The organism is Flavobacterium sp. Root186 (genome assembly GCF_001428525.1).
GTDB lineage: Bacteria > Bacteroidota > Bacteroidia > Flavobacteriales > Flavobacteriaceae > Flavobacterium.
Map to the genome: position 1 here is coordinate 362,768 of NZ_LMHW01000011.1, position 14,012 is coordinate 376,779.

Annotated in this window: 12 protein-coding genes; 6 read left to right on the plus strand and 6 right to left on the minus strand. The window is 32.4% G+C overall.

What is annotated here, in order from left to right; all coding sequences use genetic code 11:
- Positions 1-44: 44 nt before the first annotated feature.
- The gene (locus tag ASD98_RS10665; protein WP_056204082.1) at positions 45-659 is read left to right on the plus strand and encodes an acyloxyacyl hydrolase; all 615 of its coding nucleotides are present in this window, start codon (positions 45-47) and stop codon (positions 657-659) included.
- 62 nt (positions 660-721) lie between these two features.
- Here ASD98_RS10665 and lgt read toward each other — a convergent pair whose 3' ends face one another.
- The 5 genes from lgt to ASD98_RS10690 form a co-directional block, all read right to left on the minus strand.
- A complete protein-coding gene (gene lgt / locus ASD98_RS10670; protein ID WP_056204085.1) occupies positions 722-1,654 on the minus strand; it encodes a prolipoprotein diacylglyceryl transferase in 933 nt (310 codons plus the stop codon).
- Between the two features lie 67 nt (positions 1,655-1,721).
- Entirely contained in the window at positions 1,722-1,961 is a 240-nt protein-coding gene (yidD, locus tag ASD98_RS10675) for a membrane protein insertion efficiency factor YidD (RefSeq protein ID WP_056204088.1), read from the minus strand.
- Positions 1,962-1,982: 21 nt separating this feature from the next.
- Positions 1,983-3,461, minus strand: coding sequence for a cysteine--tRNA ligase (cysS, locus tag ASD98_RS10680; RefSeq protein ID WP_056204090.1), 1,479 nt, complete (start codon positions 3,459-3,461; stop codon positions 1,983-1,985).
- A gap of 59 nt (positions 3,462-3,520) precedes the next feature.
- Entirely contained in the window at positions 3,521-4,192 is a 672-nt protein-coding gene (gene folE, locus ASD98_RS10685) for a GTP cyclohydrolase I FolE (protein ID WP_056204093.1), read from the minus strand.
- Between the two features lie 203 nt (positions 4,193-4,395).
- On the minus strand, positions 4,396-5,592 hold the full coding sequence (locus ASD98_RS10690; protein WP_056204095.1) for a pyridoxal phosphate-dependent aminotransferase: 1,197 nt from the start codon (positions 5,590-5,592) through the stop codon (positions 4,396-4,398).
- Positions 5,593-5,714: 122 nt separating this feature from the next.
- Between ASD98_RS10690 and ASD98_RS10695 the strand changes: the two genes are divergently transcribed.
- The 5 genes from ASD98_RS10695 (at position 5,715) to ASD98_RS10715 (ending at position 13,493) form a co-directional block, all read left to right on the plus strand.
- The gene (locus ASD98_RS10695) at positions 5,715-7,040 is read left to right on the plus strand and encodes a PDZ domain-containing protein (protein WP_056204098.1); all 1,326 of its coding nucleotides are present in this window, start codon (positions 5,715-5,717) and stop codon (positions 7,038-7,040) included.
- A 159-nt stretch (positions 7,041-7,199) separates the two neighbouring features.
- Positions 7,200-9,827, plus strand: coding sequence for a gliding motility-associated C-terminal domain-containing protein (locus tag ASD98_RS10700; RefSeq protein ID WP_056204100.1), 2,628 nt, complete (start codon positions 7,200-7,202; stop codon positions 9,825-9,827).
- Positions 9,828-9,846: 19 nt separating this feature from the next.
- Complete coding sequence (locus ASD98_RS10705; protein WP_082577832.1) at positions 9,847-10,773, plus strand: type IX secretion system membrane protein PorP/SprF; 927 nt, start codon at positions 9,847-9,849, stop codon at positions 10,771-10,773.
- A gap of 10 nt (positions 10,774-10,783) precedes the next feature.
- Positions 10,784-12,913 (plus strand): OmpA family protein, encoded by a 2,130-nt coding sequence (locus ASD98_RS10710; protein WP_056204407.1) that lies wholly within the window; start codon positions 10,784-10,786, stop codon positions 12,911-12,913.
- Positions 12,914-13,010: 97 nt separating this feature from the next.
- Positions 13,011-13,493 carry a hypothetical protein gene (locus ASD98_RS10715; protein WP_056204103.1) on the plus strand — a complete coding sequence of 161 codons (483 nt, stop codon included), beginning with the start codon at positions 13,011-13,013 and terminating at the stop codon, positions 13,491-13,493.
- A 95-nt stretch (positions 13,494-13,588) separates the two neighbouring features.
- Here the strand turns inward: ASD98_RS10715 and ASD98_RS10720 are convergent, their stop codons facing one another.
- Positions 13,589-13,969 (minus strand): DUF1573 domain-containing protein, encoded by a 381-nt coding sequence (locus ASD98_RS10720; RefSeq protein WP_053471178.1) that lies wholly within the window; start codon positions 13,967-13,969, stop codon positions 13,589-13,591.
- Positions 13,970-14,012: the final 43 nt, after the last annotated feature.

Sequence of the window (14,012 nt, forward strand, 5' to 3'; positions counted from 1 at the left end):
TGGATCTTTTTTTTGTATTATATTTAATGAACTTTAAAAGATTTATGAATAGAAAATTACTTTTATGTTTATTGCTTCTTTTTAGCACAGTAAAAATTATTGCGCAACAAGATATTTCACGAGTATCTATTGGCTTAAATTATGGTTTTGGGAGCGAATTCAATAATAAAGATTACACTTTTGAAAATCACTTTTATAAAGTGCAGATATACTATAAATTAAAAGAAGCAAAACATTTTCAATATGAGATTTTAATACAGCCCGAAATTAATTTTGGAAAACATCAATTGTTGAATTTCTATTTTGTTAAGCCTGAAACTCCGGATTATCAAGAAAAAAGAGATGAATACACGCAGTTAAAAGATGTACGGGAATATGTATTGAATGTTGGTTTTTTAATTCGGAAACCGATTAATAAAAACTGTTCTTTTTATATTTTGGGAAGTGTCGGTCCAATGCTTACAGATACGGAAACCGAAAGAATGTCTAAAGGTTTTGCTTTTGCAGATGTTTTAGCGATTGGATTTTCTTTTCGGGTACAGAAGATTCAATTTGATATTCGTCCTGAAATAAGGCATGTTTCTAATGCAGGATTGAGTGATACAAATGCAGGTTACAATACTAAAAATATAGAATTTGGGATTTCATACCCATTATAAAAAAAAGTCCAGTATTTCAAAATACTGGACTTTTATATTTTAATTTTAAGATTCTTATTTAATTAAGAAGCCGCTAAAGGATTTCTTTGTGCTCTAATGATAAAGAAAAGACCGATTATGATAAAAGGAATACTTAGCCATTGTCCGGTTGAGAATAAACCTAATTCTTCTTCGATACCTCCCTGACTTTCTTTTACAAATTCAACTATAAATCGAACTACAAATAAAAGAACTAAAAATAATCCGAATAAGTATCCTGACTTAAGTCTTGCGTTAGTTTTCCAATACAAGAAATATAAGATCGCAAACACAAATATGTAACAAAACCCTTCGTACAATTGTGTTGGGTGTTTTGCAGGAACCTGCGCTAATAGATCTGCAAATTTAGGATCTGTAACTATTGCGTTATAAGCCTCTTTTGGGTTTGCGATTTGAGTTGCATTTACTGCTTCGGCTTTACTAAACTTATCATGTAAAAAACGAATTCCAAAAGCAGAAGTTGTTTCATGACCGATGATCTCAGAATTGAAAAAATTTCCTAAACGTACAAAAATAGCACCACTTGCAACTGGAATTACAACACGATCTAAAATCCATAATAATGGACGTTTTAAAATCATTTTGCTATAATAATACATAGCAAAAATGATTGCAATAGCGGCACCATGACTAGCTAAGCCTTGAAAGCCTGTAAATTCAAATTTTGGTTCGAATTTGAAAGGCAAAAAGATTTCAAGTAAATGATTTCTGAAATATTCCCAATCATAAAAGAAAACATGTCCTAAACGAGCTCCAATTAATGTTGCTAAAACAGTCCAGACAAATAATGAGTCTAATTTGTCTAACGATTCATGTTCGCGTTCGAAAATCTTTTTCATTAGGAACCATCCTAAACCAAAAGCAATTACGAACATTAAACTGTAATAACGAATCATAAAAAATCCTAAATCTATTCCCTCTGAAGGATTCCAAACGATATTTAAAGGCTGTGTCATATAGAGTAATGTTTTTATATATGTTGTAAAAATAAATATTAAATGTGGAGCAAGTCTTTATAAAAAGTTAATGTTTGTGTGAACATTTCTTTTCAGGAACGGGATCATATCCGGTTTTTCCCCAAGGGTGGCAGCTTAAAATTCGTTTCATTCCTAAATACCCTCCGTAAAATAATCCGTGCATTTGCAATGCCTGGATCATATAAGTCGAACATGTTGGTTCGAATCTGCATGAAGCGGGTGTAAAAGGTGAAATCGCAGTTTGATAAAAGCGTACTAATAAAACAAATGGCGTTATGACTTTCATGATTTATTAGAATTTTTAGTTTTAGATAGAAAAACTAGTTCCTTCTTTACCATCTTTTAGCTGGATTCCTAAAGTAATTAACTGATCACGAATTTGATCAGAAAGAGCGAAATTTTTATCAGCTCTTGCCTGATTTCTCATTCCGATAAGCATGTTTACTACGCCTTCTAATTTATCATTATTGCTGTCAGCTGCTTTCTCATCGCTCAACCCTAAAACATCAAAAACAAAAGCATTCATAGTTGTCGAAAATAATTTTAAATCGTCGGCAGAAATTGTTTCTTTTCCTTCTTTTAATAAATTGATGTAACGAACACCTTCAAATAACTGCGCAATTAGAATTGGTGTGTTAAAATCATCATTCATTGCATCATAACAAGCTTGTTTCCAAGCTGCAAAATCAACAGAACTTGAAGAACCGATTGTTATTGCTGGTAAAGCCTCAAGAGCTTCTATTAATCTTTTGTACCCTTTTTCAGCAGCAGTAATAGCATCATCAGAAAAATCTAAAATACTTCTGTAATGTGCCTGCAACATAAAGAAACGGGTTACAGATGCAGAAAAGGCTTTACTTAAAATAGTATTATCACCGCTTAAAATTTCTCCCGGTAAAATGTTATTTCCGGTGGATTTTGCCATTTTCTTTCCGTTAAGCGTAAGCATGTTGGCGTGCATCCAGTAATTTACCGGCGATTGTCCCGTGCAGGCTTCGTTTTGAGCGATTTCACATTCATGATGCGGGAATTTTAAGTCCATTCCACCTCCGTGAATGTCGAAATGATTTCCTAAATACTTAGTACTCATTGCTGTACATTCTAAATGCCATCCCGGAAAACCATCGCTCCATGGGGAAGGCCATCTCATAATGTGTTCTGGTTCAGCTTTTTTCCAAAGTGCAAAATCCTGCGGATTTCGTTTGTCTGACTGACCATCAAGATCACGGGTGTTAGCCAGCATATCTTCGATATTTCTGCCGCTTAAAACTCCGTAATTGTTAGTTTCATTGTATTTTACGACGTCAAAATAAACAGATCCGTTGGCTTCATAACCAATTCCGGTATCGATAATTTTTTTGATGATTTCGATTTGCTCAATAATATGACCGGTTGCAGTTGGCTCAATGCTTGGCGGTAAAAAATTGAAAGCTTTTAGAATATCATGAAAATCAACAGTGTAGCGTTGTACAACTTCCATTGGTTCTAACTGCTCTAAACGTGCTTTTTTAGCAATTTTATCTTCACCCTCATCTACATCATCCACAATATGGCCAACATCAGTAATATTACGAACATAACGAACTTTGTAATCAAGGTGCAAAAAATACCTGAAAATCACGTCAAAAGACATAAAAGTTCTTACATTTCCTAAATGTACATTACTATAAACCGTTGGTCCGCAAACATACATTCCAACATTTCCTTCATGGATCGGTTTGAAATTTTCTTTTTCACCTGATAATGAATTGTATATTTTTAAGGGTTGACTGCTATATAGTGGCATAATTGTTTTAAATGTTTAACTATTTAATCTTTGCTTTTTTTTCGGAATAAGGAAAAAATCTAGAACTGTGTTTCTAGTTTGATGTAGTCAAGAAATTCTCTTTTTGTTTGAGGATCTTTGAATTTGCCACCAAATTCAGACGTTACAGTGCTGCTTTCGATATCTTTAATTCCTCTTGAGTTTACACAAAGGTGTTTTGCATCAATAACGCAGGCAACATCTTCTGTTCCTAAAGCTTTTTGAAGTTCCTGAACAATCTGCATTGTTAAACGCTCCTGAACCTGAGGTCTTTTAGCGTAATATTCAACAATACGGTTCATTTTTGATAAACCAATAACTCTTCCGCTTGAAATATAAGCAACGTGAGCACGTCCGATAATTGGTAGTAAATGGTGTTCGCAGGTAGAATAAACAGTAATGTTTTTTTCTACTAACATTTCACCATATTTATAATTGTTGTCAAAAGTTGACGCTTTTGGCTGTTTTGCAGGATTTAAACCACCAAAAATCTCTTTTACAAACATTTTAGCTACTCGGTTTGGAGTACCTTTTATGCTGTCATCTGTCAAATCCATTCCAAGTGTCTGCAGAATGTTTTCAACATCTTTTTTAATTTTTTCTATTTTTTCTTCATCAGTTATGTCAAAAGCGTCCGCTCTTAGAGGGTTTTTTGCATTACTGCTGAAATGATTGTCACCTATTTCGTCTAAAAAATCTTCGTTATTTATCATTAAAAACTACTATTATAATGGGTATATCTTTTTAAGGGGGTAAAGATAATTAATAAATAGGAAACCTTTTCTATGGTTTTTACTATTTAATTGATCCTTTTTAGATATAATTTAAAATTGGTCTAATTGTGACTTATTTAAAATACAAAAGACAATAACACAAATGGTTATTGTCTTTTGAAAGTTTAAGTTTAGTTGGTTTCTTATTTGCTGTTGTATGCCAAAAGTGCTTCTTTTAAGATATTTACAGCAGTTATTAAGTCTTTTTTGTTCAAAACATAAGCAATGCGAACCTGATTCAATCCCATTCCCGGAGTTGAGTAAAATCCTTTTGCAGGGGCAATCATTACTGTTTCGCCATTTAAGTCGTAACTTTCTAAAAGCCATTGAGCAAAGTCATCAGAATCTGCTATTGGTAACTGTGCAATGCAGTAAAAGGCACCTTTAGGTTTGGTTACAACTACACCTTCAATTTTGTTTAATTCTGAAATTAAAGTATCTCGACGCTCTTTATATTCTGCAATTACTTCATCAAAATAACTTTGAGGCGTATCAATTGCAGCTTCGCACGCAATCTGCTCAATTGTTGGCGGACTCAAACGCGCCTGAGCAAATTTCATTACTGTTGCCAGTACTTCTTTATTTTTAGTAATCAAGCATCCAATTCTTGCGCCGCACATACTGTAGCGTTTTGAAACTGAATCGACCATAATTACGTTTTGCTGTACATCTTCTAGATTCATAACAGAATAATGCACATCATCTCCATCGTATAAAAATTCACGATATACTTCATCGGCAATTAAATACAAATCGTATTTTTTAATTAAACCCGCTAATTGTTTAATTTCTGCTTCTGAATATAAATATCCGGTTGGATTACCTGGATTACAAATTAAAATCGCTTTTGTTTTTGGTGTAATTAACTTTTCAACTTCTTCGATACTTGGCAAAGCAAATGCCGTTTCAATAGTTGAAACTAGAGGAATTACAGTTGCACTTGTAGAAGATGCAAATGCATGATAATTAGCATAAAATGGCTCTGGAATAATAATTTCATCTCCAGGGTCTGTAATCGTGGCCAGTGCAAATAAAAGGGCTTCAGAGCCACCAGTTGTAACAATGATGTCTTCTGAGTTAACATTTACATTTTGGCGCTGGTAAAATTTTGCTAATTTTTTTCTATAACTTTCATATCCGGCTGACGGACTGTATTCTATAATACTTAAATCAATATTTTTTACCGCCTCGATGGCCACTTCGGGTGTCTTGATATCCGGTTGACCAATGTTTAAATGATACACTTTGTGTCCTTTTTGCTTTGCTAAATCTGCATAAGGAGCAAGCTTGCGTATCGGTGATTCGGGCATGTTTCTGCCTTTGCTTGAAATTGTTGGCATGAGATTTTTTATTGAAGTGCAAATTTGCATTTTTTTTTCGAATTTAACGTAAACAATGCACGGACTTATAAAAATCTAACAATAATAAATATATTTACTAATTTTATAATAAAATATTGTCAATGAAAAAATATATTGTATTGTTTTTTGGGTTATTGTTACCTTTTTATGGAAAATCTCAGGATAGTTTTATTATCCAAAATAACAAACAAAAGGTAGTAATCCCTTTTAAATTGATAAATAACCTCATTTTTATTCCGATTAAAGTAAACGGAATCGAGCTGAATTTCTTGTTAGATTCTGGTGTCGAAGAAACTATTTTGTTTAGTATGGATGAAATGCAAGAGGTTAAATTTAATAACGTAGAAAAAATCAGACTTAGAGGATTAGGGTCTGAAAGTGAAATTGAAGGGCTTAAATCGACAAAAAATACTTTTGAAACACACGGATTAAGGTCTGATAATCATATGTTGTTTGTAATTTTAGATCAAAGTTTTAATCTTTCGTCTCATATTGGTATTCCGGTAAATGGAATTATTGGGCACAAATTCTTTAAAAACAATATTGTAGAAGTGAATTATGAAAAGCGAAAAGTTATTGTGTATTCAAATAACGAATCTATCAGAAAAAAATTAGATAAAAAATTTAAGGCAATTCCTATAACAATTGAAAAATCTAAGCCTTATATTTACACAACTGCGGTTGTAGATAACGAAGAAGTTTCTGCGAAGCTGTTAATTGATATTGGGAACAGCGATGCTTTTTGGATTTTTGAAAATAATAAAATAAAACTTCCAAAGAAAAATTTCCCTGATTTTCTTGGAAAAGGTTTTAGTGGTGACATTGAAGGACATCGCGCCAGAATTCAAAAATTTATAATTGATGAATTTGAATTTAAGAAGCCAATTGTAGCTTTTCCAGATTCGACATCTATCCGAAATGTAAAGATGGTTCCAGACAGGATTGGTTCTGTAGGAGGAGAAATCTTAAAGCGTTTTACAGTAGTTTTAGATTATGCTGATAAAAAGTTATACCTTAAAAAAAATCACAAGTTCAAAGATCCTTTTACTTATAATAAAAGCGGAATTACAATTCAGCATAACGGATTACAGTGGGTTCAGGAAACAGTTCATTTAGAAACCGTAAAGGTTGCTGTATCATTAAATGAAGGAGAACCAAATCCAAATAACGGTGGAAATTTTAGATATAAATTTTCTTTGAAACCCGTTTATGAGATTGTCAATATAAGAAAACAATCTGCTGCAGAAAAATGCGGATTGCAAAAAGGTGACATCATTACATCTATAAATGGAGAGCGACCTTATAAATATTCCTTACAGCAAATTAATCAGCTTTTAAAATCAGAAGAAGATAAATGGATTACTCTTGAAGTTGAGCGTAACAGCTTGATTTTGAAGTTTAGATTTAGACTCGAAGATGAGTTGTAAATTATCGATTATGATTATTTAATTTTTTTATATTAAAAAGTTTTGTTTCGGTAATGATTTTTTAAATTGTTTAAATTTTGTGAAAAAATAAGTGTTAAAATCATTTTTTTGTTTAAGCAACATTAATAATTTATTAAGTTTATCAAAAAATAGCAGTTTATGGCCAAAAAATACAATGATTTCTTACATGTAGTTTTATTTTTTGTTTTTTTATCATTTTTACCTCAAACAATAAAAGCTCAATGCGCTGGTGATGACTCAAGTTTTACAGTTTGTGATATTCCTAATCCTAGCAGCAAAACAATAAATTTATTCTCACTACTAGGCGGATCTCCTGTCACAGGCGGAATCTGGAAAGATGATAATTCTTCGGGAGGATTAAATCCAGTTACAGGAATTTTAAATGCTCAAATTATTAGAGCAAGTGGGATATATCGTTATACTTATACAGTTACCGGAAATGCTGGCTGTGTTGATAATTCTGCAACTGTTACAGTAACTATAGGAGGATATTCAGGAGTTACTTCACCCAATTTTTCAGTTTGCAGCTCTGTAGTTAATTTTAATCTTTTTCAGGCTTTTAATGGTGTTGAATTGGGTCCACAATCTAATGGGCAATGGCATAATGATACGACAAATCAATACATTGGTTCTTCTGTAAATGTCGAAAATTTAGAAGGAGATTTTTATTTCACATATACTATGCCTGCAATTGGCACTTGTCCTGCCATGTCATCAACAGCAATTATATCCGTTTTTAAAGCTCCAAAGTCTGGAAATTCACTACCATTAGCTTTGTGTGCTAGTGATGGTTTGTCGGCTTATACCAACTACGATTTATTTTCGTTAATTTCAGATTATGATTCAGGAGGCACATGGGTTGAAGCTAATGGAACCAATGAATTAACCTTTACAGGCGATCATAATATCAATGTTGAAAAAATATATAATACTTATGGGCCTGGTAATTATCATTTTACTTACAAAGTGCCTTCTAGTGATTTTGTTTGTCCAGATGATCAGACTACAGTAAGAGTTAGTCTTGAAAATAAGCTTGATTTTACAGGTGCAATAGTAGAAGTTAATTCAGATATTTGTGAAACAGAAATTCCGACTGCTTCGTATACGGTAACTATTACCAGAGGACCGGCAGCTATCCCAAATGGATTATATTATGTGTCCTTTAATGTTTCGGGATCAAGTACGATAGAAACAGTTTCGGCTACTTTTACAAATGGTGTTGCTACGTTTCCCATTAAATCAGATTATTTTCAAAGAGCTGGAAGTTTTAAAGTAAATATTTTAAATATATTTTTGTCTAACAGTGCAAGATTGTGTCAAAACATTATAAATAACTTATCAGATGATCTGATCATTTACCCAATTCCAGATTTAGAAGGAGCAGTAATTAGTCCTGTAGCGACTTGTCAAAATCAGGATGCATTAATTCAGATTTCAAATGCCGTAAAACTAGCTGATGGTGATTATGATATAGTTTATAATTTATCAGGGGCAAACAACATACCTTCGCAAGTTAGTAGAATTACGGTATCAGGAGGAAATGCAAGTTTTGTTGTGCCTGAAATATTTAACTCGAGAAGTGGTATTACTACAGTAACTATTACAGCAATTACACATGTAATTTCACAATGTGTTAATGCTGCTAATTTAAAAGGAGAAATCACAATTAATCCCTTACCAAACGGTTCACTTTTAAGATTTGAGATTCCAATTGTTTGTTTTGGTGAAGCCGTTAGAGTTAATGTTTTTGGTCTACAGACTTTAACTGACGTTACTTTATCTTATGTACTTTCAGGAAGAAATACTTCTAATGTAGAAACTATTGATTTAACTGTAGAAAATGGAAGTTCTAGTTTTGTTGTTCCTGCTGCTTTGCTCGTGAATTCTGGTAATACAACAATTACCATTGTTAAAATAAAAAACAACACCACTACCTGCGAAGATAATGTAACAGGAATATCTGGTACGTTAATATTAAATCCAATTCCAACTGCGCCATTAGTAAATAATCAAGCATTTTGCAAGACAGATCAATCTACTATTGCAAATTTACAACCTCAGGGAGCTCAATACAAATGGTATATTTCTGCGACCGAAGTTACACCACTTCCAAATACATATGTCTTAAAATCGGAAGATTATTTTGTTAAGGAAACTTCTGCTGCTGGTTGTGTATCTCCTGCGGCTCAAATTACCGTAACAATCAACGATGTACCAGCGCCAACTTTAAACCAGGATGGGCAAAACTTTTGCGGCTTAGACAATCCTACAATTCTTGATTTATCAAATAATACAGGATCACCTTCAACAGTTGTTTGGTATGATGCGCCAAATAATGGAAATTTACTTTCAGCTTCAACTCCTTTAGTAGATAAAGCAATTTATTATGGATTTGATTTTTCGCCAACACTAAATTGCGTTTCACAAGAAAATATTGCAGTTACGGTTTCATTAATAGTTTGTGATTCTCCGGAATATACTTTTTTTGTTCCTGATGGATTTTCTCCAAACGGAGATGGAATTAACGACACTTTTACTATTCCTGACATCGATTTTTTATATCCAAATTATTCACTCGAAATTTTTAACAGATATGGAAACGGTATGTATAAAGGCTTTAAAAATAAGCCGGCATGGGATGGAATAAATTACGAACAAAGTGGAATTGGCGGCGGAATAGCACCAAACGGAGTATATTTTTACATTCTCTATTTTAATAAAGACAATAGACCCCCTCAACAAGGACGTCTTTATCTAAATCGATAATTTTTAATATAAATTTCAAATGAAAAAAATACTCTATATAACTTTCTTCTTCTATATAACTTCAGTTTCTGCACAGCAGGATCCTGAATACACACATTATATGTACAATATGAGCGTGGTCAACCCGGCGTATGCAACAGGAGTTCCTGCAATGATGAATTTTGGAGGATTGTACAGAACACAATGGGTTGGAGCGGTTGGCGCGCCAAAAACTTTTACCTTTTTTGGCCACACGGCAATTTCAGACAAAGTTGAAGCCGGACTATCATTTATATCAGATGATATTGGTGATGGTGTTAAAAAAGAAAATAATATTTATGCTGATTTTGCATACGTTCTAAAATTAGGAGGAAAAAATAAGCTTTCTCTGGGTCTAAAAGCTGGATTATCATCAATGCAAACCAATTTTAATGGATTTAAGTTTAATGATCCTGCTACAGATATGGCTTTCGCCGAAAACATAAATGCTACAAAACCTAACATTGGAGTTGGGGCTTATTATTTTAGAGATAATTTATATGTTGGACTTTCGGTGCCTAACTTATTGAAAACAAAATATATTGAAGAAAAATCAGGAGTAAATGCTTTTGGATCCGAAAACATTCACACTTTCCTAACCGCAGGATATGTTTTCCAGGTAAATAATATGTGGAAAGTGAAACCCGCATTTATGACTAAATTTGTAAAAGGAGCACCAATTTCAATAGACTTAACAGCCAATGTTTTGTATAATGAAAAGTTTGAACTTGGGGCGGCTTATAGAATAGATGATTCGGTAAGTGCTTTGTTTAATTTTAATGTAACACCTACTTTAAGAGTGGGTTATGCATACGATTATACACTTACAAATTTAGGTCAGTTTAACTCGGGAACGCATGAAATTATGCTGCTTTTTGATTTGGATTTATTAGGTAAAGGATTTGATAAATCACCAAGATTCTTCTAAAATGAAAAATATGAAAAAACTACTCGTTATTATATTCGTATTTTCAATACAGTTTATAAATGCCCAGGATCAGGAATTGATTAGAGCAAAGAAATTTTTTGATAGAACTTATTACAGCGAAGCTATTATTTTATATGAAAAATTAGCCGAAGAAAAACCATCACAAGAAGTAATAAAAAACCTTGCAGATTCCTATTATTATACAAATGATCTAATAAAAGCACAGCGTTATTATCGTTTACTTGTTCAAAATTATAATGACAATTTAGACAGAGAATATTACTTTAGATACGCACAGACTCTAAAAGCAACAAATGCATACACTGATGCAAATACTGTTTTAAAAGAATATTATGCAAAATCATCGAATCCGGATGATGCAGCCAATTTTGAAAAGGATATTAAAACATTGGAAAATGTTTCAGCAATTGGAAAGAGATTTGAAATTAAAAATCTGCCAATAAATACACCAAATTCAGAGTTTGGAGCTGTAAAATATAAAGACAATTTGGTTTTTGCAGGCGTTAAATTGAAGCCGGGAATATTCGATAAAAAATTTAAATGGGATGGAGAAACCTATTTGAATTTGGTTACAGTTCCATTAAAAAATATTAATTCAGCAGATTCTATTACGCATTATTTTGCCAAAGAATTAAAAACCGGAATGCACGAATCAAATGCCATTTTTACAAAAGATGGAAAAACAATTTACTTTACCAGAAATAATTCTAAAAACGGAAAGAAAAAGAAAGACGATAAGAAAATTTCAAACCTTCAGATTTTTAAAGCTGAGTTAGTTAATGGAAAATGGACAAATATTACGTCCCTGCCTTTTAACAGCCCCAATTATTCTGTAGAACATCCTTCGCTTAGTATTGATGAAAAAGTGTTATATTTTGCTTCGGATATGCCTGGATCTCTTGGTTCTTTTGATATTTATTCGGTAAACATAAATAAAGGTGCATTTGATACTCCAAAAAATTTAGGTCCCGAAATTAATACAAATAAAAGAGAACAATTTCCTTTTGCTTCCGCAGATAATAAACTTTACTTTTCTTCTGATGGGCATTTAGGTTACGGCTCTTTGGATGTTTTTGTTTCTGAAATAAACGGAAATGAATATTCAAAACCGATAAATATTGGGCTTCCATTAAACTCAAATTTAGACGATTTCGCATTCAATATTGACTCTGAAACCAAAGAAGGATATTTTGCATCCAATAGAGAAGGAGGAAAGGGCGGCGATGATATTTATCAATTTAAAGAGACTAAAGATTTAATTGTTGAAGATTGCCATCAGTTGATTGCAGGCATTATTACAGATATCGACACTAAATTGGTTTTAGAAAATGCAACAGTAATACTGCAGGATTCAAATAATAAAACCTTGAATACAGCGACAACTTCTGCAGATGGAAAATTTAGTTTTAGAGTTCCTTGTGAAGCTTCGTATAAAGTTTCGGCTTTTAAAGAAAAATATACAAATGAGTCTAAAACACTAACTTTAGATAATATCAGAAATAAAGAAAATGATGCTTCTTTAGCATTAAAATCTTTGGAAAAAATCAAGCTAGAAGAAAAAGAAAATGCTGAAAAGAAAAGACAGCAGGAAATTATTATAGAAGAAGAAAACAAGAAAAAAGAAGTTCTTGCCGCTGTAGAATTAAAGCAGAAAGAGAAAAAAGCAAAAGAAGCTGAAATCGCTGCCGCAGAAGTCAAAAAGAACGAAAAAGTAAAACAAATTTTAGAACAGGAAAAAGATGTTGTAAGAGATAAAGACCGTTTAATTATCAAAACAGATCCTATTTATTTTGATTACAATATGTGGTACATCCGTAAAGAATCAAAAGTTGTTTTAGGAAGAGTTGTGGCATTGATGAATAAATATCCGGGAATGGTAATCGAAATTGGTTCACATACAGATTCTCGTGGAAATGCAAAATTCAATGAAAATTTATCTCAAAAAAGAGCCAATTCGACCAGAGAATTTATAATACAATCTGGAATTGATGCCAAAAGAGTTACTGCTAAAGGCTACGGAGAATCGGTTCCAATTATAAAATGTAAAACCGACGATGCATGCTCTGAAGAAGAACATGAATTAAACAGAAGATCTGAATTTGTAATTAAGAATTTATAGATTCTGTCAAAATGATAAATTTAATTAAGAAGCCTTTATTTTGGCTTCTTTTTTATTTATTTTTATAAAATATAACCCTGAAATAAAATATTGAAATATGAAAAATCTAGTTTTACCTTATCTGCTTGTTATCTGCATTGGATTTCAAAGTTGTAAAAATGAAGAAAAACAAAAACAAACTGAGTCAGCAAAATCTGATGCTGAAACAGTTGTAAATACGGAGTGTTATCAGGCCGTATATGAAAAAGATACTCTTCAATTAAAGCTTAACACTTTAAAAAATGGAAAATTAAGTGGAAATATGATTATGAAAGTGGCGCCTTCAACCGTAAGAACGGGTGAAATTAAAGGTGAATTTCACGGAGATACCTTATTTGCCGATTATACTTTTAAGGATTTAGCAAGTAAAGACAAAACGTTTAAAAATCCAATGGCATTTTTAAAGAAAGACAAACAGCTTATTTTAGGAAACGGAACAATGCAAACCACAATGGGAGTTACTTATTTAGTAAAAGATAAGCCTATTGATTTTGATCAAGTAAAATATAAATTTGATGCAGCTGAATGTGCCACTAAATAAACGTGAAAAGTCAGATGTAAGATTTTGATAAAATAAAAAGCCGTTTCTAAATTTAAGAAACGGCTTTTATAATTTTTTTAGATTTTATTTTTTTGCTATAAAACTTCACCTTTAATTTTTAAGGCAACGCGGCCATCAGGATAGTTTACAGCGTTGGTTTCAACCGTAATTGTTTTACGAATTGGACCGGCAGCCATGTTATATTTAACATCAATTTTTCCTTTTTTACCAGGCATTACAGCTGCTGCGGGTTTTGTAACAACTATAGAACTAACTGTCGATTCTGCACCAATAATTAAAAGCGGTGCATCGCCGGTGTTAGTAAACTCAAAGGAGCGAACTCCATTATCAGTCTTAGAAATTTTTCCATAATCAATTGTATTGTCCGGGGCTGCAAATTCAATTTTTGGGCCATTTTGTGCATAACCTATTGCGCTAAACAATACGACTGCAATAAAAGAGGCAACATTTTTCATCTTGAAATTATTTTTAAGTTGTAAGTAAATATACATTCTTTTA